Origin of the sequence: Flavobacterium sp. RSB2_4_14 (assembly GCF_051547085.1) — a bacterium.
In the GTDB taxonomy this organism is placed as follows: domain Bacteria; phylum Bacteroidota; class Bacteroidia; order Flavobacteriales; family Flavobacteriaceae; genus Flavobacterium.
Window position 1 is genome coordinate 48,012 of the sequence record NZ_JBPTTL010000002.1, and the last position, 22,173, is coordinate 70,184.

The following is a 22,173-nucleotide window of genomic DNA, read 5'->3' on the forward strand; positions in this document are numbered from 1 at the left end:
TTCGTCGGTATTATTAAAACAAAAAACCTGATGAATTACTCCATCAGGTTTGTATCAATAAGAATGAAAAATATTTATTTTCCGTTTATCCAACCTACTATTTCAGCATCAGTTGGTAACACGCGTGGCGATAATACTTTTACCAATTGACCTTCTTCATTGATAAGGTATTTTTGAAAATTCCATTCTACTTGGCTGTCTTGTAAACCGTTTTTACTTTTTTGTGTTAGGAATTGGTAGATTTCAGTCATGTCTTTCCCTTTTACAGAAACTTTACTCATCATGGGGAAAGTAACACCGTAATTCATTTCACAAAATTTAGCAATTTGTTCGTTGGTTCCTGGCTCTTGTGATCCAAAATTATTAGCAGGAAAACCAACAATAACAAAATTCATGTCTTTGTATTTTTTATAAATAGCTTCAAGGTCTTTATATTGTGGTGTTAATCCACATTCCGAAGCGGTATTGACCACTAATATTTTCTTTCCTTTTAGCGAAGCAAAATCAAATTCTTTGCCATATAAATCTTTTACCTTAAACTGGTAAATAGTTTCAATTTTTGTTTCTGTGTTCATGTTTTCATTTGAATTAGTAATGGTTGCAACAGTATTGGATTGTGCATTATTTTGGCAACTCCAAAGTAGTAATAAGCCGAAAGTAAAGGTTACAAGTTTTTTCATAGATTAAAATTTTTACCAAAATTACTATTATTAAAATCAGAGTAATGCTCTATTAAGAGTCTTTTATGAATGGTTTATAGTTAATTATTTTTTATAATACTTTCTATACTTAGGATAAGCCAAAATTCCTATTAATGTCATACCACCCAAAGTTTGCCAAATCCAACTCAACGATTTTGCTTCGCCGCTAGCATAGGAATGCAAACCTACCAAGTGAAAATTAACGCCATAATAAGTAAATAATATGGATACAAAAGCATACATCGCCATTAAGTTGAATATCCATTTGTTGCGCAATGAAGGGACAAAACGTGCATGAATAACAAAAGCATACACCATAATACTAATCAAAGCCCAAGTTTCTTTTGGATCCCAACCCCAATATCTTCCCCAACTTTCATTAGCCCATTGTCCTCCTAAAAAATTTCCAATAGTCAGCATCACTAAACCAACAGTTAATGCCATTTCGTTGATATATGAAATCTCATTGATATTCAATTCCATTTTGGCTTTATTCTTTTCATTGGTAAAGAATATCAACAATAAAGACACGAACCCTAATATCATTCCTAAAGCAAATGGACCATAACTAGCTACAATTACTGCCACGTGTATCATCAACCAATATGAATTCAAAACCGGTTGCAAATTGGCTATTTCGGGGTCAATCCAGTTGGCATAGGCAGCAGCTAAAATCATAGCAGTAACAAAGGCAGAAGAAGCTACTGTTAGTTTTGATTTAATATCAAATGCCAATCCAAAAAACATGGTTGCCCAAGCTACATAAACTATGGCTTCATAAGCATTACTCCAAGGTGCATGTCCAGAAATATACCAACGCCCAATTAACCCAAGTGTATGCAAAGCAAACAATAAACCAACCATAATGTGAAATACATTCACTGTAATAGCTAGCCATTTCTTTTCTTTAAATATTCTGATGATAGTGAATAACATCATCAAAGCTGCAACAGTCAAATACCAATAAGGCAATTTTTGAAACACATCGTATTTATTATACAGTATTTCATAATCAATCTTTTTATCCGATGGTCGAACTGCTTTCCCAAATTTCTTTTGATATGATTCAATACCATTCAGCATGGTGTTTGCCATCGTATAGTTTTTTGTTTTGGTGGCAATCATCAAAGACTCTAAATAATAAGGAAAAGCGGTTTTGATAGTATCCAAGGCATTTCCGGTAGCATGACTAAGTTCTAAATTAGAAAGCCATTTATTGTTTTTATCATTTGGAACAGGATAAATTTTGAGAATACTGCCAAACAATGCACTATTCATCAAATTAACTTTCTTGTCCGTTTCAACAAAATCTTTTTCAAATTGGTTTGGGTTAGCTGTTTTGTATGCTTCATCCAAATAGGGTGATAATTTGTAATTGCCTTTATCATCAAAGAATTTTTTGAAAGGAATAAGCTTTTCATTGGCATCGGCACCAATAATTTTTCGGATGCTATCATTACCACCTTTGATATAAATTAAGGGAACTTCTATCCATGCAAACGGAAATTGTTTCATCGACAAAAACACTTGATCAGGATTCATGCCATTGAATTCATTACTGTGACTCACTTTTCGCAATAATTCAGATGAAAAAGTATTGATAGGTTTCATTCGTCCACCTGCATCTTGAATAACCAATCGTCCAAATTGAGCAGCTTGTTTTTCGGGAACTTTATAATGTAAAATAGAGTCCAGATAATTCATATTAGGTTTGGAGTGCGGATCTTGTTGAGCAAAACCAGTAAAAGCGCAAAACAATACTGCAATTGTTAGCAGTTTTTCTTTCTTTCTTTTTACATTTTCTAGTTTTCGTTTCAAATCAGCAAAACGAGAATGTTTAGTAAACAACAAAGCCATCATGCAAAAGAACAGTAGAAAATAACCAATATAAGTTATCGTTGTTCCCCAAAAATCATGGTTTACCGAAAGTACTGTTCCTTTTTCGTCTGGATCAAAAGAAGCTTGAAAGAAACGAAACCCTTTGTAATCCAATATATGATTCATGTAAATGCGCGCATCAAACGTTTTTGTAGAGTCTTTAACAGTGACTTTACTTTCAAATGAAGAAAAGCTCTTCTCAGTTCCAGGATATTTCAAGGCAACAAAATCATTCAACTGAATGTTGAACGGTAATGTGTACACTTTGCTGCCAAAACTCAAAGTGAATTCTAAATTACCCACTTTAATCACTTTTGGCTCACCTTGTTTTCCTTTTGAACCTACCAAAGTTACAGTCTCTTTTTTACCATTTGATTGGATTTCAACTGTGAGTGCATCTTCTCCATTTTTTGGTTTGAAATTTCCACTAGCTTCAAATGATTTTACTCCTTTTTTGGGTTGGTCAGGAATTACAAATTGCGTACCGCCAAGATTATACAACGAACGATACATCAATTCTTGCACCGAATCTTTAGCTACTTTACCTTGTAATTTATCTGCCATTCTCATGAATTGTCCATCAAACGGCGCTGAAATAGTATTGGTTTTGGTATCAATATTGATTGCTCCTTTTGTAGGTTTGTTTAATGCAAACAACACATTGTGAATATTTTGCACTTCACCTTCTTTCAACATGTGTTCGTGACGAGTGCCATCTCCCGACTCAACTAACTTCAAATAAATATTTCCATTAGGAGTTTCTTTAATGGTTTCTTTAGCATCTAAAACATAATTTTTGTACTCAATTTCAAAGGGAATATCTGAGAATTTATCATTGATGGAAAAATGATTATCAGTCACTGGTGAGAGCAATAACGGTTTTTCAAAAATGCGTCGCATCATGTTGCCTTGGTAATCACCATCAACAAAAACGGTTAAATAATTTTTATCTGAAAAAACTTGATTCGAACTCGCACCTTCTCTGATAGGCATCATACCTTCATAGCTAATGTAACGAGTAACAAAAGCACCTATTATGATAAAAATCCAAGACAAATGAAACAGTAATGTTGCCCATTTTTCTTTTTTATACAATTGGTAACGCTTGATATTTCCAATGAAGTTGATGACAAAAAACAACATAATGGCTTCAAACCACCAAGAATTGTAAACTAAAATTCGGGCAGTGTCTGTATTGTATTTGCTTTCAATAAAAGTTCCTGCTGCCATCGCAACAGCAAAACCAATAAACAAAACCGCCATTAATCGTGTAGAGAATAAAAAGGAGTATAATTTCTTTTCCATAGGAAGGAATAGTGTTTTTTTAAAAAGTGGTACAAAAATAAATGAAATAAATAGATTTCTACCTCATTTACTTTAGGTTTTAATTCTTTTTTATGACTTGTATAATTCTTTTATTTTAAATAAAAAGTAAAATTAATTTTCAATAATTTAGCCACATGATTCAAGTCTCAATTATTGGTTCAGGAAATGTTGCCCAACATCTTATCAAAGCGTTTTCTCAAACGACTGAAATTGGGTTGGTACAAGTCTTTTCAAGAAAACCAGAATTGCTAACTTCCTTGGTACCAAATGATAAAATTATTTCCAATTACAATTTGTTAAAAGCTGTTGATTTACTCATCATTGCTGTTACTGATAATGCTATTGCTGGTGTTTCAGACCAAATTCCTTTTGAAAACCAACTCGTAGTGCACACTTCAGGAAGCGTCTCTATGGATGCACTAAATAGTAAAAATCACCAAGGAGTATTTTATCCATTACAAACTTTTTCTGTTTCCAAAGAAGTTGATTTCAACATAATTCCTATTTGCCTTGAAGCAACAACCGAAAAAGACTATCAAATTCTGGAAACAATAGCCAAATCTATTTCTGAAGTGGTGTACCATATCAATTCTGAACAACGAAAAGCATTGCATGTTGCCGCTGTTTTTGTGTCTAATTTTGTTAATTACTTGTACCAAATTGGCAACGAAATATGTCATGAAAACGATTTGCCTTTTGACATTCTAAAGCCATTGATTACTGAAACAGCCAACAAAATAAAAACCCTAAGTCCAGCTCAAGCACAAACTGGACCTGCAAAGCGAAATGATACACAAACCATCAATGCGCATCTGTCATTTTTAAAAAATGACAATCAAAAAGAAATCTATAAATTACTAACCAAATCGATTATTGATAATGGAAAAAAGTTATAAAGAACTCATGAATACCATCACCACCTTTATTTTTGATGTTGATGGCGTTTTGACCGATAGTTCTGTTCATGTTACTGCTACAGGTGAAATGCTTCGCATCATGAACATTCGCGATGGATTTGCTATGAAAGCAGCTCTCGAAAGTGGTTATAATGTTTGTATTATTTCTGGAGGCAATAATGAAGGTGTTCGTATTCGGCTGAGAAATTTAGGAATCACTGATATCCATTTGGCTTCTCCAGATAAAGTGGCTACGTTTAAAGAATACATCGAATTGTATAACATTAAACCCGAACAAGTTTTGTACATGGGCGATGATATCCCCGATTTTCATGTGATGCAACTAGTAGGTTTACCCACTTGTCCACAAGATGCAAGTCCTGAAATAAAAGCAATTTCCAAATACATCTCTCATAAAAACGGAGGAAAAGGTGCTGTACGTGAAGTGATAGAACAAGTGATGAAAGTGCAGGACAAATGGCACATGTATTATAATGGAAAACACGATTGATTTTAGAATGTAGAGTTGATAATTCAGATTTAAATAAACAAAAGACCAAATGAATTTTTTAAAGTTAATACGATATCAAAATCTATTGTTACTTGCCTTCATGCAATTAATCTTTCGTTACGGATTTTTAAAATTTCAAAATATTCCATTGGCATTAAATCATTTTCAATATGGTTTATTGGTTTTGTCAACTGTATTAATAGCTGCTGCTGGCTACATTATCAACGATATTTTCGATCAAGATACCGACAATGAAAATAAACCTCATAAAGTTTTCATTGGTAAAGGCATTTCAGAAAACTTGGGTTATAATTTATATTTTGCATTGAATGTGACTGGAGTTGGTATAGGGTTTTATTTATCCAATGTAATTCAAAAACCTAGTTTTGCAGGTGCTTTTATTATCATTGCAGCCACACTTTATATGTATGCAACGAGTTTAAAACAAATGCTTTTGATAGGAAATGTTATTGTGGCATTATTGCTCTCTTTTAGTGTTTTGATAATTGGATTGTTTGATTTGCTTCCGGCCACTTATGAGGGAAATCGAGCTGAAATGGGAGTGCTATTTTCCATGTTAATTGATTATGCCATCTTTGCTTTTATCATAAATTTTATGCGTGAAATTGTTAAAGATATGGAAGATGTAAATGGTGACTATAATCAAGGAATGAGTACTTTACCTATTGCCATTGGCGTAAAGAGAACATCGACAGTTGTTTTTGTTTTAGGCATCATTGCGACGTTAATTTTACTTTGGTACATCAACAGTTATCTAATGTCAAACAATCTCTATTTTGCGGTGATTTATGGTTTGCTTTTTGTTGTTGCGCCACTTATTTTATTTGTCACAAAAATCTGGAATGCTAGTTCAAAGAAAGAGTTTGCATGGTTAAGTACTATTTTGAAATGGGTTATATTTTTTGGAATTCTATCGGTTTTGATTATTACTTTAAATATAAAATACAATGCTAAAGGATAAACTCAAAAACTACAGAATCATTTTAGCTTCAGGTTCGCCCAGAAGACAGCAATTTTTCAAAGATTTAGATCTTGATTTTGAAATTCGATTGAAAGAAATTGACGAAATATATCCTGAAAATCTTCAAGGAGTTGAAATCACCAATTATTTAGCCGAACTCAAAGCCAAAGCTTTTGACGGAGAACTTACTGAAAATGAAATCCTGATTACCAGCGATACTATTGTTTGGTTAAACAGCAAAGCATTAGGAAAACCCAAAGATTACACCGATGCATTTTTTATTTTGAAATCGTTGTCCAATACCACCCATGAAGTAATTACCTCGGTTTGTTTTAAAACTAAATCGCAAACAGAAATCCTATTTGATGTTACCAAAGTGACTTTTAACATACTTTCAGATGATGCCATTCATTATTATTTAGAAAACTACAAACCTTTTGATAAAGCTGGTGCTTATGGTATTCAGGATTGGATTGGGTTAATTGGTATTTCAAAAATTGAAGGCTCATATACCAATGTAGTTGGACTTCCCACTAATTTGGTATATCATTATTTAAATACATTAAAATACTAATTATGAACTTTTTTGAACAATACATAAAAGAAGAAATAGCCACAGGAATTGTGGTATTTACTGTTGTTATATTGAGATTAATAGTAACCAAAGCAGTTCGAAGTTATACCAAAAAACATGCAGGAATTGAAAGAAGAACCAATTTAGTTATAAAGTATATTCATTTATTAATAAGCATTTTAGCTGTATTGTCACTCATTGTAATTTGGGGTGTACGAAGTGAAGATATTTTATTAACCATTTCCTCAATTGCCACTGTTGTTGGTGTTGCCATGTTTGCCCAATGGTCAATTCTTAGTAATATCACTTCAGGCGTTATATTGTTTTTTTCATATCCCTTCAAAATTGGTGATATTATTAAAATCCATGATAAAGAATTTCCTATAGAAGGAGAAATTATAGATATTAACGCGTTTCACACTGATTTAATTACCAAAGACAACGAACGAATTATTTATCCAAACAGTCTTTTGCTTCAAAAAGGAATCACTATTGTAAAAACAGACTTCGTAGAGAAAGAATTCACCGATTAAGCTTTAATCATATAAGCTTTAAACAGAATTATGTAACTTCTTTCAAGGTACAGTATACTACTTTTGATATTATTAAACTTTAATTAAAACAAGAAAAAATTTCAGGTTTTAATCATATAAAATTAAAATAGTATGAAAAGAATTAAATTATTGCTGTTTGCTACAATTTTAGTAATTTCAGTAAACATAAAAGCACAAGTAACAGCCAGTTTTAATTTTGGTACGCCTCCAGTTTGGGCTCCTCAAAATGCCGAACCAGCTAAATTCTATTATCTGCCAGAAATTGAAACCTATTATGATGTACCTTCCAGAAGATATATTTATGTAAGGAATGGAAGTTGGTTTCGTTCAGCAACTCTACCTGCACAGTATAGAAATTATAATTTAGCAAAAGGACAAACAGTTTACATAACTAATTATAGAGGTAATTATCCTTATTATTATTTCAAACAACACAAAGTGAAATACCATAAGAATAACAACAGTTTCTACAAAAGTTCATACACTGGCAAAGGAAATTATAAAGGGAATGCCCCTAAAAATGGAAATTACAAACCTTATGATCATGATAATGGTAATAATCATAATAATGCTCATAAGAATAAAGATGGAAATAAGCATGATAATGAAAAAAATCATGATAACGGAAACAAGCAAGGCAAAGGGAAAAAGTAGTTTTTTCTAACATAACCAATAAAAAAGCAAGGAAATTTTCCTTGCTTTTTTTGTTTTAATTTGGTTCTTCTTAGCATTTAACCTCTTAATAACGAATAGACTATAATAGTATATTTCTTAATTTAAAGGAATATTTATGTATTTAATCGGTATTTTTTACTTTTAATTGATTTTTTATAAATAAATTTGTCGTATATTTACACTGATTTATTGTTAACCCCAAATTTACAAGATCATGAAAACGATTAAACTTATAATTCTTTTTGGCGTAATGCTAGGTTCTAGCGAAGTATTCTCTCAAGAATTTACTAAAAATACAGAGAACCCATCTCCAGTTGCAAATTCAAAAGGTACTTCTCGTTATTACTATTTCCCTAACCTTCAAGCGTATTTTGATAACGTGAAAATGGTTTATTATTATAAAGAAAAAAACGTATGGCAAACTGCGCCAGAATTACCAACAAATTATGGTGGTTATTCTCTATACAACAAAGCTCGTGTAATCATTAAAGATTATGATGGAGAAAATCCTCAACAATTTTTGAATGTTCACAAAAAAATGTATCCCTACAATGCTAAAGGTAGATTTACTAATACAACAGCATCAAGCGATTAAATTTTGTACAATTGAATTTTGTTAAAAACAAATTAAATAAACTACACCTTTTTATTTAATCTGTATATTTGAAGCTACTGCAACTTAATGTAACAAACATGCACAAGCTTTACCTCTCTTTTGTTTTTTTATTTCTATTAACATTCCATAGCAGCATAGCGCAACAACCTGCAAAACCTGATGCTGTTGAAATATACAATCAAATTCAAAAACTGAATTTTCTAGGTTCTGTTCTCTACATTGCTGCTCATCCAGATGATGAAAACACACGATTAATATCCTATTTATCCAATAATACCAAAGCACAAACTGCCTATTTATCCCTAACTCGTGGTGATGGCGGTCAAAATCTTATTGGACCAGAATTGAGAGAATTATTAGGTGTCATAAGAACACAAGAACTCATTGAGGCACGAAAAATTGATGGTGGTATCCAATTTTTTACACGTGCTAATGATTTTGGTTACTCGAAAAATCCTGAGGAAACACTTCAAATTTGGGATAAAGAACAAGTACTTAGTGATGTGGTTTGGATTATTCGAAATTTACAACCCGATGTCATTATCAACCGTTTTGACCATCGTTCACCCGGAACTACTCATGGTCATCACACATCGTCAGCTATGTTAAGTTTTGAAGCTTTTGATAAAGTAAATGATCCAACTGTATTTCCAAAACAATTAGAATATGTGAAAACTTGGCAGCCCAAACGCTTACTTTTCAATACTTCATGGTGGTTTTATGGTAGCAGAGAAAAATTTGAAGCAGCCGATAAAACCAACTTAATTAATCTAAAAACGGGAACATATTATCCATCCGTTGGTAAATCCAACCAAGAAATTGCAGCTTTGAGTAGAAGTCGCCATCAATCACAGGGATTTGGCTCTACAGGAACTCGTGGCGAAGAAGATGAATATTTAGAGTTACTAAAAGGTGATATGCCTAAAGATAAAACCAATCTTTTTGAAGGAATCGATACTTCTTGGAGTCGCATTAAAAATGGAAAACCTATTGGAGATATTCTTTATGATGTAGAAAAAGATTTCGATTTCAAAAATCCTTCCGCCAGTATTCCAGAATTAGTAAAAGCATATGTTTTAATCCAAAAATTGGAAGATGAACATTGGAAAAAAATAAAAACGGACGAAATTAAAAAAATAATTGTTGCTTGCGCCGGTTTATATCTAGAAGCTATAGCAGATAGTCAAGAAGTAGCAAATGGTGGAACTGCAAAAGTCAAATTAGAAGTTATCAACAGAAGTTTTATAAAAATGAATTGGATAACTAGAAGCAGTACCAACAGCATAGAATTACCTTTTAATAAAGTGGTAAATGATACTTTTGAAATTCAAATTGAAAACAATGATCCCTACACAAGTCCCTATTATTTAAACGAAACTGGCACAATAGGTATGTATCGAGTGGATAATCAAAAAAACATTGGAATACCAGATATCATTAGTAGAATTCCAGAGCTGTTTTTGATAGAAATTAATGGTGTGACTATTCCTTTTGAGCGCAATATTATTTACAAATACAATGACGATGTTAAAGGCGAAGTCTATCAACCACTGGATATTGTTCCTGCAGTTACCTCTTCATTGGCTGAAAAAGTATATATTTTTAATTCTGACCGAAGCAAAACCATTACAGTAAAAGTCAAAGCAGGCAAAGACAACATTAAAGGAAATGTAAAACTAGCACTTCCGGTTGATTGGTCTGTTTCTCCTCAAGAAATTCCATTTTCCGTTACCAAAAAAGGAGAAGAAGTTTTGGCCGTTTTCACTGTTTCTCCTTCAAAAGAAGCCAGCGAAATTAATATTAAAAGTATTGTAACCGTTGACGGACAGCAATATGACAAAGAAAAAATCGACATCAACTATTCTCATATATACAAACAAATAGTGTTGAAACCATCTGAAGCCAAAGGCATTCGACTAAAAATAAAAACCAAAGACGAAAAGATAGCCTACATAATGGGTGCTGGAGATGAAGTGCCAAAAAGTTTATCACAAATGGGCTATGAAGTTACTATCCTAAAACCAGAAGATATTTCAACAGAAAACCTGCAACGTTTTGATGTGGTGATGACTGGTATTAGAGCTTATAATGTGGTTACCACACTAGCAGTAAAACAAAATATACTTTTGGATTTTGTCAAAAATGGCAAAACCATGATAGTGCAATACAATACCTTGGATGATTTAGTAACCAAAGACATGTCGCCATTTCCATTAAAAATTGCTCGCGACCGTGTAACCGAAGAAAACGCAGAAGTTCGTTTTTTAGCACCTAAACATTCGGTTTTAAATTATCCAAATAAAATCACTCCCGATGATTTCAAAGGTTGGAAACAAGAACAAGGATTATATTATCCAAGCGAATGGGATGCCAACTTCACTCCCATTCTTTCGGCTAATGACAAAGGAGAAAAACCAAAAAATGGTGCCTTATTAATTGCCAAATATGGCAAAGGAAATTACATTTATACAGGTCTAAGTTTCTTTAGAGAATTACCCGAAGGCGTTCCTGGAGCGTTTAGATTATTAGCAAACATCATCGCTATAGGAAAATAACATGGAAACAAAAAAAACCGCTTCTTGGAAAAATAGTTATACTTGGGTATTAATTGCCAATGCTATTTACATTATTATTTTTTTTATTTTAATGCAATTATTTTTCTAATATGCAACAACTCGATTGGATTGTTTTATCGGTAACACTACTTTTTATTGTATTCTATGGTGTGTATAAAACCAAAGGAAGTAAAAACGTAGAAGAATATATCCTTGGAAATAAAGAAACACCGTGGTGGACTGTTGGGCTATCCGTAATGGCAACTCAAGCGAGTGCGATTACTTTTCTTTCCACACCTGGACAAGCCTATCATGACGGAATGGGATTTGTGCAATTCTATTTTGGATTACCCATTGCGATGGTAGTTATTTCCATGACATTTATTCCTATTTATCATAGACTTAAAGTTTACACTTCTTACGAATACCTCGAACAAAGATTTGATTTAAAAACGCGTTCATTTACCGCTATTTTATTTTTAATTCAAAGAGGATTAGGCACCGGATTAACCATATATGCACCAGCTATTATTCTTTCCTCTATTCTGGGATGGAATTTAACACTCCTCAATATTATCATTGGTATTTTAGTAATGATATACACTTTTGCAGGAGGAACAAAGGCAGTAAATGTGACCCAAAAACAACAAATGTTCATCATCATGAGTGGTATGTTTATTACCTTCTTTTTGATATTACACTTGTTACCCAATGACATGACATTTTCCAATGCGCTTCATATTGCTGGTGCCAACGACAAAATGAATATCCTAGATTTTTCATTTGATCCCGAAAATCGTTATACTTTTTGGAGTGGTATTACGGGTGGATTTTTCTTGATGTTATCCTATTTTGGTACTGACCAATCGCAAGTTGGACGTTATTTATCTGGGAAATCAGACAGAGAAAGCCAAATGGGATTAATCATGAACGGATTTCTTAAAGTGCCTATGCAGTTTTTTATATTATTAACAGGAGTCATGGTTTTTGTCTTTTTTCAATTTAATCCTGTTCCCTTGCATTTCAATCCAGTAAATAGATCTGCTATTGAAAAATCAAAATATGCCTCAGAATATAATTCCCTAGAAAAACAATTATCGCAATTATCTGAAGAAAAAAAAGAATTCAACTTACTCTATATTGATCATTTAAATCAAAATTATGACAATCCTATTCTTCGAAAAAAACTAATTTCACTCTCTGGAAAAGAAAAAGATTTGCACGAGCAAGCCAAAGAAATTATTACCAAAGTCGATAGCAAAGCGGAAACAAACGACAAAGATTATGTTTTTATCTATTTCATCTTGCATTATTTACCATCAGGATTAATAGGTTTATTACTAGCGGTTATACTTTCTGCAGCCATGTCATCATCAGCTTCTGGATTGACTGCTTTAGCTTCCACAACCGCAATTGATATTTATAAGCGCAATGTAAAAGGAGAAAAATCAGAGAAACATTTTGTGAGTGCCACGAAGTATTTTACATTACTTTGGGGAATTATTGCTATTCTTTTTGCTTGTGTGGGAACGCTATTTGAAAACTTAATTCAGTTGGTCAATATAGTCGGTTCGATATTTTATGGTACTGTTTTAGGCGTTTTCTTAGTCGGATTTTATATCAAATATGTCAAAGCGAATGCCATATTTTATAGCGCCGTGTTAAGTCAAACTACCATTTTCTTTATTTATTACTTTACTATCCATATCTATCCAAACGGTCAAGAAAAGTTAGGCTATTTATGGTTGAATTTTATTGGAGCTTCTTTAACCGTAATTTTATCCATACTATTCCAATTTAGTTTCAACAACAGAAGAAAGGTTACAGCATAAAAAAACCACGAATAGTTGAATATTCGTGGTTTCTATTTTTTAGAAAGTGTAAATTATTTTTTACTCCATTCTTTGATACTATCGTTATTCATTTTCACATAATCCTCATTTTTAGCTTTCTGAGCATTAGCCAATGATAATTTAGCAGTTTCTATCGCTCCTTTTTTATCACCTAACTTAGCTTGGATTAATGATTTTAAACGTAAATACCAAAAAGGAACATCTTCACCTGCTTTGGTCATATTTACTGCTTTATTCACATATTCCAATGCTTTATTCATATCACCTTCTGATTGATAAAAATATTGAGCAGACGAGAAATAATCACCAGCGGTTGGACCAGCTAAAGTTTTGGAAATGCTTGCCATAGCCGCTTTTTGAGTAGGAACTTCAAATTTCACTGACACCATAGTTTTTTCCCATGATAGGTCTAAAGTAGCACTATCGTTAGTCAGATTGTTTATAGCAATGGTAAATGTTTCAACATTATTTCCAAGAACTACCGGTGTAGCGGTTGTGCTTAAAGCCACATTTTTTTCATCCCAGTTTTCTGGCGTTCCCCAATTATCAGTGTTTGAATAGAAAATTACTTCCCAAACATCCGCTTTTGGTTTCGTAAAAATAGCATACTTCCCTTTCTTTAAGGTAGCACCTTTAATAACTACATCTTCGCTAAAAGTGACCATAGAATTTTGGTTAGCTCCAGTTCTCCATAGTTTTCCAAAAGGAACTAAATCTCCAAATACTACTCTTCCCTTAGAACTCGGTCTAGAATATTCAACCGTAACATCTGTTAAACCTACTACTTGAGTCAAAGTTGATTTTGGACTAGGTGCAGGAGTTTTGATTTGTGCATAAATGGCATAATTAGCGATAATCATTGCCAACATAAAAACGATTTTTTTCATAATATAATTTATTAGTTTGCCCAAAATTACTGATACTATGTATTGGTGAATGTTAATAATAACTTAAATATTGTTTTTTGTTTAACTTTAATAAACAAGAATTAAACAATTTGATTAATTTTACACAAAAATTTACAATGAAAATTTACACTTTACACACAAAACAAAAATTACCAATAACACTCGACGAAGCTTGGGAATTACTTTCTGATCCCAAAAATCTACAAAAAATAACCCCAGAGTACATGGGTTTCAAAATTCTTTCTGGAGCCGATAGACCGATGTTTCCCGGACAAATAATTCAATACATCGTTACACCAGTATTGGGCATTCCTGCAAAATGGGTTACGGAAATCACACATGTTGTTGATAAAAAATACTTTGTTGACGAACAGCGTTTCGGACCTTATGCTCTTTGGCATCACAAACATTTTTTAAAGGAAATTCCTGGTGGTGTTGAAATGGAAGATATTGTAGATTATAAAGTTCCAATGGGAATTCTGGGTCAATTAGTACATCCTATTTTGGTGGCTCCAAAACTCAAAGAAATATTTGAATACAGAAGAAAAAAACTGATAGAAATGTTTGGTGAATTTAAAGAGGTATAAAAAAAATATCTATCACACTAAAAGTACACATTGTAAAATAAATTATTAAAATGAAAAATATACTCCTTATAGGTGGTTCATACGGCATAGGTTTGGCAATTGCCAAAGAACTACAATACGAAAATAAAGTATTCATCGCATCCAGAACTAATGAAAATATTGCGGATATGAATATTACTCATATTCCTTTTGATGCCTTACACGATACTTTAGATACTTCAAAGTTACCCGAAGTCATTCACGGTTTAGTGTATTGCCCAGGAAGCATCAACCTTCGTCCATTTCGTGGATTAAAACCTGAGGCGTTTGAAAACGATTTGCAAATTAATTTTATTAGTGTCGTAAAAGTTATTCAAACTGTTTTGCCTAATCTAACTGCTGCAGATCAATCGAGTATAGTATTATTTAGCTCTGTTGCAGCCAGTATGGGAATGCCGTTTCACACTAGTGTTGCCGCTGCCAAAGGTGCTATCGAAGGTTTTTCTAAAGCATTAGCAGCCGAATATGCTCCTAAAATTAGAGTGAATGTCATTGCACCTTCATTAACTGATACTCCATTGGCCGAAAAATTCTTGAGTAACGAGGAGAAAAAAGAAAAATCAGCTCAACGTCATCCTTTAAAAAGAGTGGGAACTTCTGAAGATATGGCACAAATGGCCAGTTTCCTGTTAAGTGAAAAAAGCAGTTGGATTTCAGGTCAAATCTTCCATGTTGATGGTGGTATGTCAACTTTATTAGTAAATGGGTAAGAAGTTTAAAAGTTTAAAGGTTTAAGAGTTTAAAATGGTTACTATCCAGATTTCATAAACTTAAACTACTTTAAACAACCTTAAACCAATTTAAACAAAAACATTAGATATAATGAACATTTTCTGGTTTCGACGCGATTTAAGATTGGATGATAATGTTGGACTTTTTCACGCTTTACATAGTGGAGAAGAAGTGTTGCCTATCTTTATTTTTGATGAAGATATTCTTTCCCAATTGCCAGCTGACGATGCCCGTGTAACTTTCATTCATCAGCAGTTAGAAAAAATGCAAAACCAACTGCAAAAGATTGGAAAATCAATGGCTGTATTCCACGGAAAACCCCTTGAAATATTTCAGAAACTAATTGCCGAAAACACTATAAAAGCAGTTTATACGAATCACGATTACGAACCCTATGCTCGTAAAAGAGATTTGGATTTATACCATTTATTTAAAGAACGTACTATTGAATTTAAAACAAGCAAAGACCAAGTTATTTTCGAAAAAAGCGAAGTGGTAAAAGATGACGGAACACCATATGTAGTCTATACACCTTATTCTAATAAATGGAAAGAAAACTTTAAGAAGATACAGTTAATCAACTACAATTCAGAAGATTTACTAAATAAAATAACGCTTCACTCCTATCCTTTTTTAAGTTTATCTGACATTGGTTTTGAAACGTCATCTATAAAAGTAACATCGTTTGATATATCAAATACTCTTATCGACAATTACGAAGCTACACGCAATTTCCCAGCTTTGAATAAAACCTCTTATCTTGGAATTTACCTGCGATTTGGTGCTGTTTCTATTAGGAAAATAATAGCCAAAGCAATAGAAAGCAAAAACGAAACTTTTTTCAAAGAATTGATTTGGCGTGAGTTTTTCATGCAAATACTATGGCATTTTCCACATACTACTAAATCAAGTTTCCGACCTAAGTATGATGCCGTGGAATGGGATAACAACGAAGTTTTATTTCAAAAATGGTGCGAAGGTAAAACGGGTTATCCTTTTGTAGATGCAGGTATGCGAGAGTTGAACACTACAGGACACATGCACAATCGGGTGCGAATGATTACGGCAAGTTTTCTTTGCAAACATTTATTAATTGACTGGCGTTGGGGAGAAACTTATTTTGCTACCAAACTTTTAGATTATGAACAAGCCAGCAATGTGGGCAACTGGCAATGGGCTGCAGGAAGTGGTGTGGATGCTGCACCCTATTTTAGAATTTTTAATCCTACAGAACAAATCAAAAAATTTGATAAAGAGTTACAATACATCAAAAAATGGATACCCGAACTCGATACAATGTCCTATCCACAACCAATTGTAGATCATAAAGAAGCTAGAGAACGATGTTTAAAAGTGTATAAAGAAGCCGTGGGTTAATCAAAAATGGTATAATATTGAGAATTAAAATTTTAATTGGGGTATTAAGTGGTACATTTACAATTAATTATAAAATTTTTTATTATGAAATGTAAAACTATTGGTGTACTCCTTTTTTCGATGATGTTGCTTTTATCTTGTAAACAAGAAGGCGAAAAAACTACAGAAACAATCGAAACCAACACTATTGAGAAAGAAACTGTCATTGTTAAAGATACTGTCAAAGAACCCGAAGGAACTTCCGTTAAAGTAAGTAGTGAAGGTGTTGACGTAAACAGTAAAGATGTTAAAGTAGAAGTGAAAAAATAAACTTCACTCCCAATAAAAAATAAAAGTCAGTTTTACTGGCTTTTTTTATAGCTTAATATTTTTGATAGTAGCATAACTCAATTCGTTAAAATGTGTAATAACCTTATCGGCTTTGGAGTAATCCTGCATTTTCGAATGAAAACTATCATACCCAATACAATATATCCCTGCAGCTTTGGCAGCTAAGATTCCATTTGTACTATCTTCAATAACGATGCAATTTTCGACTGGTGTTTGAGCTAAAAAGGCAGCATGCTCAAAAATAGCGGGATGTGGTTTTGACTTTGGAAAATCTTCTCCCGAAACAATATGTGTAAAATAACGATGCAATCCAAATCGGTTGAAAACTCTATCAATCGTAACTTTAGCAGAAGAAGAACCCAAAACCAATTGAATGTCGTTATCATATAAATCTTTTATTAACGCTTCAACTCCATCCAATAAAAACAAATCTTCTTTACGGTCAAAAGCGTCGTTAAACAATTGCCGTTTGGTTTCCACCAAAGTGGCTACCTCTTCTCCTAAACCAAACTGTGCTTTTAATTTTTCAAAAATATTTTTAGTAGAATTTCCCGTAAATGAAGCATACATTTCAGGAGTGACATCAATATTAAGTTGCTTGAAATGTTGTTGATAAGCATAATGATGAACAGGTTCTGTATCTACAATGACGCCATCCATATCGAAAATTACAGTTTGTATCAATTTAGGAATTTTTAGAGGTTTGAATTAAAAAATAAAATAAAGGAACAAAAACCATCCCAAACACAATGAGCAAAAACCAACGACCAAAAATATCGGGCTGACCCAAAGCAATTTGAACGGTTTGAAAATCTAACAAAAGAAAAACCAAAAGCACCATTAATTTTAACATGAGAAGCAATCGTGTCACTAAAGTATACTGTTTTTCTGCATTTTCCTCTGTGATGGTAACGAGATAATTAAAATGATGCGGAAACCGAATGGCAATTGTTAAACCAATGTACAATATAGAACTCACCGTTGGAAGGGTAAAAATAGTCCATTTGGCACCATATTCATCTGGTTTTCCCTCGGCACCAAAATGGGTCGGAATAATCTCGGGCAATTGATTGTAATTGGATAAGGTAAAAATCCAAAAGAAAATCAACACCAATAAACCCATGACTTCCAAAAATTTATCTGTCATTGTTAAAGGGATTTTAATTTTTGGTCTCTCCATCTGTATCGATTAAAAAGCTTACGATTTACTATTTTCTTACTTGTAATAAATACCGTATCACCGTTTCTGCAGCATACAACCCAAAAAGTCCTGGCATATAACTGTTGGTTCCATAAAACGATCTTTTATAGTTTGTACCATCGGTCATTTTCAAACTACTTTCATCTTGAATTTCAGAAGAAAAAACTACTTTCAGTTTGTCAATTTTGTACTCTTTCAACCGCTTTCTAACGGTTTTTGCCAACAAGCAATTGGTCGCATTGCTGATACAAGAAACTTTCACTTTTGCGGCTTCCATTTTACCTCCAGCACCCATACTCGAAATGATTTTTACCCTTTTTCTCTTGCATGCAATAATCAAATTCAACTTTGGCGTGATGCTATCAATGCAATCCAAAACATAATCAAAATCGGGGGTGACAATTTCTAAAGCTCTCTCTGGAGAAAGAAATTCTTCAACACGGGTTAACTTCAATTCGGGATTGATATCCAGTAAACGATCACCAACAACATGCACTTTGGGCATTCCCACGGTAGAATGTAACGCAGGTAATTGACGGTTAATATTAGTAATATCAACCACATCACCATCTACAATGGTCATGCTTCCCAAGCCAGCACGTGCCAAAAACTCAGCAGCAAACGAACCAACGCCACCCAATCCGACAACCAAAACGTTGGCTTTTTCCAAATTATGTAATCCTTCGGTTTTAAATAAGAGCGCTGCTCTTTCTTGCCACTTTTTCATATTTGTAATTGCGAGGATAAGTAATTGTGTCCTCTATTTTAATAGTTAAATTGTTTTAAAAGCTACACTGTAATTATCCGCTATTTGTTTTTGAAGTTGCTCCAAAGTTACGTTTCTATATTTTGCTGCTAAAATATAAACTTCTTCCAATGTTTCTTCAATCGTATCGGTTTCAAGAAAAAAATGATTATCGGGAACCGATTTAAAGACCTGTTCCAATTCTGGATTACGCAATAAATATTTACCAAAAGAAAGATAAAAACTATTATCTAATAACTGCTTTGCCACTTGTTCATTTTTGGAGAAACCATGTATAATAATAGGAACCGTTATCTTCAATCTATTTTTGATTTCGATTAATTCGTCAAACGCGGCTACCAAATGCAATACTAATGGCTTTTGATACTTTTCGGCCAACGCAATTTGTTTTTCAAAAACTTCGATTTGCAAAGCCATGGGAATTTCAATTCGTTTGTCTAAGCCACACTCACCAAGAGCCAAACATTCTGGTAGTTTTAGTTTCTCTTCAATAATTGTCAAATCGCTTTCCAATCTTTTTTCATCAATATACCAAGGATGAATGCCAATGGAATACTGCGGAATACTTTCGTCAAATTGCCATGGATATTGGTTGACTAATTCTAACGTATTGGGATTGTTAGTGAATTTATGAGTATGTAAATTGAAATACTGCATTACTCATGAAACTTTTTAACACCAGCCAAAATGGCGATGTCCAAATTATTTTCTAAAGGAACTATTGGACAAGAATATTTGTAATTGTAAGCACAATAAGGATTATACGCTTTATTGAAATCGATAGTCATAGTAGCACCTTTAGGAATTCGCAAATCAATATACCTTCCTCCAATGTAGCTTTCCTTTCCACAAGTCAAATCGGAAAATGGCAGAAAAAGATAATCTTCAAAACCTGCTTTTTTAATTAATTCTATATTTTGATACAAATTCCGTTTGAAAACTTTTCCATCAATAGTAAACAACAATTCGCCATAATTTAAGTATTCGGGTACTCGTGAGGTTGATGTTTTCATTTTAAAAACTTTCTCGTTCGGTGTTCTGGTAAATTTAGCTTATACAATAAACTTCTCGTTAATCGGATAAAAATCTAAGCCAGTAAAAACTTTAAAATCTTCCTCAGTTAACGGACTCTCTTCCCTATTTCCATACTCTTTACTGAGTATATCTTGAAATTCTTTTGAAGTCTCTTGAGCAGTTAACCCAAAAACATTAAGCAATAACAATAGGAAAAGCATTTTTTTCATCGGACAGTTTTTAACAAAAATACAGTAAAAATTGTTTGCAAACTCAGAAACTTAGCCACTCAGAAACTCAGCAACTTCGTAACTTTACAAAATCACCCGAGGCGTTGCCGAATTGTTTGGAACGCAGCGGAGAAAATCATCACTTCATGCTTCAAACCGCTTTTCAACGCTATATCAATAATTTCAAAGGCTTTTCTAGAGAAATTTGGATACTCGCCATTATCACGTTTATCAATCGTGCCGGAACGATGGTGTTGCCCTTTCTATCCAAATACCTGAAAGAAGATTTGCATTTCTCTTATAGTGAAGTCGGTTGGATTATGGTTTGCTTCGGAACGGGTTCCATGCTAGGTTCGTGGCTTGGCGGCAAACTTTCAGATAAAATAGGGTTTTATAAAATCATGATTTTTAGCTTATTTACTAGTGGTTTGCTGTTTTTTGTAATTCAGTTTATCACTAGTTTCATTGGCCTTTGCATCAGTATGTTTGTCATTATGGTGGTGGCCGATATGTTTCGTCCTGCCATGTTTGTATCGCTAGGTGCTTATGCCAAACCCGAAAATAGAACGCGCGCCTTGACCCTTGTGCGACTGGCAATTAACCTTGGCTTTGCAGCCGGACCAGCTTTGGGCGGATTGATAATTATGAATATTGGCTATCGTGGCTTATTTTGGGTGGATGGCGCTACTTGTATTGTTGCTATACTTATCTTTTGGCTGAAAGTAAAAGAAAAGAAAAAAACAGCATTTAGAGACAAAGAACATCCAGGCGAAGTATTGACACACTCTGTTTTTAAAGACAAACCGTTTTGGATTTTCCTCACCACATGTTTAATCACAGGAATTTTATTCTTTCAACTTTTTACGACCATACCTTTATATCACCGTGAGCAATTCGATTTGTCTGAATTTCAAACGGGCTTGTTGTTAACCCTAAACGGTGTGCTCGTTTTCTTTTGTGAGATGGCTATTGTTGGGTATGTAGAACGTAAGAATATCAACAAAGTAAAAGTAGTCACCTTTGGTAGTTTATTTATGGCTATCAGTATGTTTTTAATGCTCATCAATACTTGGGCAGGCATACTAATTATCATGATGCTTTTCATGACATTTGCCGAAATGTTTGCCTTTCCTTTCTCCAATTCCGTGGCGTTAAGCAGAGCACCAAAAGGGCATGAAGGTCGCTACATGGCTATTTATACTATGAGTTTTAGTTTAGCGCATATTCTTAGTGCCAAAACTGGAATGGAAATCATATCGAATTATGGGTATCAAGCCAATTGGTTTTTTATGGGAATGCTCGGAATTCTTGGGGCTATTTTAGGTATTTGGGTGTATCGTCTAATTCAGAACGAACATAAGTCATTATAAAAGAACTTGTTACTATTTTTTATTTTCTTTTAAAACTTAAAAAATAGTTAAATAACTATAAATGTAGTTGTGTAACTAAAAAAATAGTTATACGTTTGTTTCATCATAAAAGATAACCAGCTTTATACCTAATCATTATGCAAAAGTTAACGAACAAAGAGGAAGAAATTATGCAAATATTATGGAAGCTTAAAAAAGCTTTTGTAAAAGAAGTGTTAGCTGAAATCACTGAAGAGCAACCACACTACAATACGCTATCAACCATCATTAGAAACTTGGAAGAAAAAGGATTTGTAGGTCACAATGCCTATGGAAATACGCATCAGTACTTCCCTATTATAAAGATGGAAGACTATAGAAAACGTTTTATGAATACTGCCATTGAGACATATTTCAATAGTTCGTATAAAAATTTGGTTTCCTTTTTTGCAGAAGAGGAAAAAATATCGGCTGACGAACTTCGTGAAATATTAGCTATAATCGAAAAAAAGAAATAGT

The 22,173-nt window shown here is 33.2% G+C and carries 23 protein-coding genes and 1 pseudogene; 15 read left to right on the forward strand and 9 right to left on the reverse strand.

The window, feature by feature from the left end; all coding sequences use genetic code 11:
• Window positions 1-74: 74 nt before the first annotated feature.
• Together ACSVH2_RS06240 and ccsA are read right to left on the reverse strand one after the other, a co-directional pair.
• Window positions 75-680 carry a glutathione peroxidase gene (locus ACSVH2_RS06240; RefSeq protein ID WP_438092306.1) on the reverse strand — a complete coding sequence of 202 codons (606 nt, stop codon included), beginning with the start codon at window positions 678-680 and terminating at the stop codon, window positions 75-77.
• A gap of 84 nt (window positions 681-764) precedes the next feature.
• Complete coding sequence (ccsA, locus tag ACSVH2_RS06245) at window positions 765-3,884, reverse strand: cytochrome c biogenesis protein CcsA (protein ID WP_438092307.1); 3,120 nt, start codon at window positions 3,882-3,884, stop codon at window positions 765-767.
• A gap of 155 nt (window positions 3,885-4,039) precedes the next feature.
• On the opposite strand from ccsA, the gene ACSVH2_RS06250 reads away from it, so the two are divergent.
• The 9 genes from ACSVH2_RS06250 to ACSVH2_RS06290 all read left to right on the forward strand — a co-directional run bounded on the left by ACSVH2_RS06250 (window position 4,040) and on the right by ACSVH2_RS06290 (window position 13,100).
• On the forward strand, window positions 4,040-4,801 hold the full coding sequence (locus ACSVH2_RS06250) for a Rossmann-like and DUF2520 domain-containing protein (RefSeq protein ID WP_438092308.1): 762 nt from the start codon (window positions 4,040-4,042) through the stop codon (window positions 4,799-4,801).
• Entirely contained in the window at window positions 4,785-5,312 is a 528-nt protein-coding gene (locus ACSVH2_RS06255; RefSeq protein ID WP_438092309.1) for a KdsC family phosphatase, read from the forward strand. The genes ACSVH2_RS06250 and ACSVH2_RS06255 overlap by 17 nt, the downstream gene beginning before the upstream one ends.
• A 49-nt stretch (window positions 5,313-5,361) precedes the next feature.
• Window positions 5,362-6,294 (forward strand): geranylgeranylglycerol-phosphate geranylgeranyltransferase, encoded by a 933-nt coding sequence (locus ACSVH2_RS06260; protein WP_438092310.1) that lies wholly within the window; start codon window positions 5,362-5,364, stop codon window positions 6,292-6,294.
• Window positions 6,281-6,868: a Maf-like protein gene (locus ACSVH2_RS06265; RefSeq protein ID WP_438092311.1), complete on the forward strand. Its 588-nt coding sequence runs from the start codon at window positions 6,281-6,283 to the stop codon at window positions 6,866-6,868. The genes ACSVH2_RS06260 and ACSVH2_RS06265 overlap by 14 nt, the downstream gene beginning before the upstream one ends.
• Window positions 6,869-6,870: 2 nt before the next feature.
• Window positions 6,871-7,401, forward strand: coding sequence for a mechanosensitive ion channel domain-containing protein (locus ACSVH2_RS06270; protein ID WP_438092312.1), 531 nt, complete (start codon window positions 6,871-6,873; stop codon window positions 7,399-7,401).
• 132 nt (window positions 7,402-7,533) lie between these two features.
• Entirely contained in the window at window positions 7,534-8,076 is a 543-nt protein-coding gene (locus tag ACSVH2_RS06275; RefSeq protein WP_438092313.1) for a hypothetical protein, read from the forward strand.
• A 235-nt stretch (window positions 8,077-8,311) separates the two neighbouring features.
• Window positions 8,312-8,692: a hypothetical protein gene (locus ACSVH2_RS06280; protein ID WP_438092314.1), complete on the forward strand. Its 381-nt coding sequence runs from the start codon at window positions 8,312-8,314 to the stop codon at window positions 8,690-8,692.
• Between the two features lie 98 nt (window positions 8,693-8,790).
• Complete coding sequence (locus tag ACSVH2_RS06285; RefSeq protein WP_438092315.1) at window positions 8,791-11,268, forward strand: PIG-L family deacetylase; 2,478 nt, start codon at window positions 8,791-8,793, stop codon at window positions 11,266-11,268.
• A 110-nt stretch (window positions 11,269-11,378) separates the two neighbouring features.
• Window positions 11,379-13,100, forward strand: coding sequence for a sodium:solute symporter family transporter (locus ACSVH2_RS06290; protein ID WP_438092316.1), 1,722 nt, complete (start codon window positions 11,379-11,381; stop codon window positions 13,098-13,100).
• A 53-nt stretch (window positions 13,101-13,153) separates the two neighbouring features.
• On the opposite strand, the gene ACSVH2_RS06295 is transcribed toward ACSVH2_RS06290, so the two are convergent.
• Window positions 13,154-14,008, reverse strand: coding sequence for a DUF2911 domain-containing protein (locus ACSVH2_RS06295; protein WP_438092317.1), 855 nt, complete (start codon window positions 14,006-14,008; stop codon window positions 13,154-13,156).
• Window positions 14,009-14,145: 137 nt separating this feature from the next.
• Here ACSVH2_RS06295 and ACSVH2_RS06300 point away from each other — a divergent pair, with 137 nt between their 5' ends.
• From ACSVH2_RS06300 to ACSVH2_RS06315, 4 genes are all read left to right on the forward strand, one after another.
• Window positions 14,146-14,616 carry an SRPBCC family protein gene (locus ACSVH2_RS06300; protein WP_438092318.1) on the forward strand — a complete coding sequence of 157 codons (471 nt, stop codon included), beginning with the start codon at window positions 14,146-14,148 and terminating at the stop codon, window positions 14,614-14,616.
• 50 nt (window positions 14,617-14,666) lie between these two features.
• Window positions 14,667-15,365, forward strand: coding sequence for an SDR family NAD(P)-dependent oxidoreductase (locus tag ACSVH2_RS06305; protein WP_438092319.1), 699 nt, complete (start codon window positions 14,667-14,669; stop codon window positions 15,363-15,365).
• Between the two features lie 112 nt (window positions 15,366-15,477).
• Window positions 15,478-16,764: a cryptochrome/photolyase family protein gene (locus ACSVH2_RS06310; protein WP_438092320.1), complete on the forward strand. Its 1,287-nt coding sequence runs from the start codon at window positions 15,478-15,480 to the stop codon at window positions 16,762-16,764.
• Window positions 16,765-16,848: 84 nt separating this feature from the next.
• Window positions 16,849-17,073 carry a hypothetical protein gene (locus tag ACSVH2_RS06315; RefSeq protein WP_438092321.1) on the forward strand — a complete coding sequence of 75 codons (225 nt, stop codon included), beginning with the start codon at window positions 16,849-16,851 and terminating at the stop codon, window positions 17,071-17,073.
• 45 nt (window positions 17,074-17,118) lie between these two features.
• Here ACSVH2_RS06315 and ACSVH2_RS06320 read toward each other — a convergent pair whose 3' ends face one another.
• The 6 genes and pseudogenes from ACSVH2_RS06320 to ACSVH2_RS06345 all read right to left on the reverse strand — a co-directional run bounded on the left by ACSVH2_RS06320 (window position 17,119) and on the right by ACSVH2_RS06345 (window position 20,296).
• Window positions 17,119-17,778: an HAD family hydrolase gene (locus ACSVH2_RS06320; RefSeq protein ID WP_438092322.1), complete on the reverse strand. Its 660-nt coding sequence runs from the start codon at window positions 17,776-17,778 to the stop codon at window positions 17,119-17,121.
• A gap of 1 nt (window position 17,779) precedes the next feature.
• On the reverse strand, window positions 17,780-18,241 hold the full coding sequence (locus ACSVH2_RS06325; protein WP_438092323.1) for a DUF1648 domain-containing protein: 462 nt from the start codon (window positions 18,239-18,241) through the stop codon (window positions 17,780-17,782).
• 61 nt (window positions 18,242-18,302) lie between these two features.
• The gene (locus tag ACSVH2_RS06330) at window positions 18,303-19,022 is read right to left on the reverse strand and encodes a tRNA threonylcarbamoyladenosine dehydratase (protein ID WP_438092324.1); all 720 of its coding nucleotides are present in this window, start codon (window positions 19,020-19,022) and stop codon (window positions 18,303-18,305) included.
• A 45-nt stretch (window positions 19,023-19,067) separates the two neighbouring features.
• Window positions 19,068-19,718 carry a TatD family hydrolase gene (locus ACSVH2_RS06335; protein WP_438092325.1) on the reverse strand — a complete coding sequence of 217 codons (651 nt, stop codon included), beginning with the start codon at window positions 19,716-19,718 and terminating at the stop codon, window positions 19,068-19,070.
• Window positions 19,718-20,101, reverse strand: a pseudogene (locus ACSVH2_RS06340) (DUF1684 domain-containing protein); the annotation flags it as partial. The gene ACSVH2_RS06335 and the pseudogene ACSVH2_RS06340, both read right to left, overlap by 1 nt.
• 12 nt (window positions 20,102-20,113) lie before the next feature.
• Entirely contained in the window at window positions 20,114-20,296 is a 183-nt protein-coding gene (locus ACSVH2_RS06345) for a hypothetical protein (RefSeq protein ID WP_438092326.1), read from the reverse strand.
• A gap of 155 nt (window positions 20,297-20,451) precedes the next feature.
• Between ACSVH2_RS06345 and ACSVH2_RS06350 the strand changes: the two genes are divergently transcribed.
• Together ACSVH2_RS06350 and ACSVH2_RS06355 are read left to right on the forward strand one after the other, a co-directional pair.
• The gene (locus tag ACSVH2_RS06350; protein ID WP_438092581.1) at window positions 20,452-21,675 is read left to right on the forward strand and encodes an MDR family MFS transporter; all 1,224 of its coding nucleotides are present in this window, start codon (window positions 20,452-20,454) and stop codon (window positions 21,673-21,675) included.
• 137 nt (window positions 21,676-21,812) lie between these two features.
• Window positions 21,813-22,172, forward strand: coding sequence for a BlaI/MecI/CopY family transcriptional regulator (locus tag ACSVH2_RS06355; protein ID WP_438092327.1), 360 nt, complete (start codon window positions 21,813-21,815; stop codon window positions 22,170-22,172).
• Window position 22,173: the final 1 nt, after the last annotated feature.

Bases quoted from the DNA above. Each gene is read 5' to 3' on its own strand.
- ACSVH2_RS06240 (WP_438092306.1), bottom strand. From the start codon at position 680: ATGAAAAAACTTGTAACCTTTACTTTCGGCTTATTACTACTTTGGAGT.
- ccsA (WP_438092307.1), bottom strand. From the start codon at position 3,884: ATGGAAAAGAAATTATACTCCTTTTTATTCTCTACACGATTAATGGCG.
- ACSVH2_RS06250 (WP_438092308.1), top strand. From the start codon at position 4,040: ATGATTCAAGTCTCAATTATTGGTTCAGGAAATGTTGCCCAACATCTT.
- ACSVH2_RS06255 (WP_438092309.1), top strand. From the start codon at position 4,785: ATGGAAAAAAGTTATAAAGAACTCATGAATACCATCACCACCTTTATT.
- ACSVH2_RS06260 (WP_438092310.1), top strand. From the start codon at position 5,362: ATGAATTTTTTAAAGTTAATACGATATCAAAATCTATTGTTACTTGCC.
- ACSVH2_RS06265 (WP_438092311.1), top strand. From the start codon at position 6,281: ATGCTAAAGGATAAACTCAAAAACTACAGAATCATTTTAGCTTCAGGT.
- ACSVH2_RS06270 (WP_438092312.1), top strand. From the start codon at position 6,871: ATGAACTTTTTTGAACAATACATAAAAGAAGAAATAGCCACAGGAATT.
- ACSVH2_RS06275 (WP_438092313.1), top strand. From the start codon at position 7,534: ATGAAAAGAATTAAATTATTGCTGTTTGCTACAATTTTAGTAATTTCA.
- ACSVH2_RS06280 (WP_438092314.1), top strand. From the start codon at position 8,312: ATGAAAACGATTAAACTTATAATTCTTTTTGGCGTAATGCTAGGTTCT.
- ACSVH2_RS06285 (WP_438092315.1), top strand. From the start codon at position 8,791: ATGCACAAGCTTTACCTCTCTTTTGTTTTTTTATTTCTATTAACATTC.
- ACSVH2_RS06290 (WP_438092316.1), top strand. From the start codon at position 11,379: ATGCAACAACTCGATTGGATTGTTTTATCGGTAACACTACTTTTTATT.
- ACSVH2_RS06295 (WP_438092317.1), bottom strand. From the start codon at position 14,008: ATGAAAAAAATCGTTTTTATGTTGGCAATGATTATCGCTAATTATGCC.
- ACSVH2_RS06300 (WP_438092318.1), top strand. From the start codon at position 14,146: ATGAAAATTTACACTTTACACACAAAACAAAAATTACCAATAACACTC.
- ACSVH2_RS06305 (WP_438092319.1), top strand. From the start codon at position 14,667: ATGAAAAATATACTCCTTATAGGTGGTTCATACGGCATAGGTTTGGCA.
- ACSVH2_RS06310 (WP_438092320.1), top strand. From the start codon at position 15,478: ATGAACATTTTCTGGTTTCGACGCGATTTAAGATTGGATGATAATGTT.
- ACSVH2_RS06315 (WP_438092321.1), top strand. From the start codon at position 16,849: ATGAAATGTAAAACTATTGGTGTACTCCTTTTTTCGATGATGTTGCTT.
- ACSVH2_RS06325 (WP_438092323.1), bottom strand. From the start codon at position 18,241: ATGACAGATAAATTTTTGGAAGTCATGGGTTTATTGGTGTTGATTTTC.
- ACSVH2_RS06330 (WP_438092324.1), bottom strand. From the start codon at position 19,022: ATGAAAAAGTGGCAAGAAAGAGCAGCGCTCTTATTTAAAACCGAAGGA.
- ACSVH2_RS06335 (WP_438092325.1), bottom strand. From the start codon at position 19,718: ATGCAGTATTTCAATTTACATACTCATAAATTCACTAACAATCCCAAT.
- ACSVH2_RS06345 (WP_438092326.1), bottom strand. From the start codon at position 20,296: ATGCTTTTCCTATTGTTATTGCTTAATGTTTTTGGGTTAACTGCTCAA.
- ACSVH2_RS06350 (WP_438092581.1), top strand. From the start codon at position 20,452: ATGCTTCAAACCGCTTTTCAACGCTATATCAATAATTTCAAAGGCTTT.
- ACSVH2_RS06355 (WP_438092327.1), top strand. From the start codon at position 21,813: ATGCAAAAGTTAACGAACAAAGAGGAAGAAATTATGCAAATATTATGG.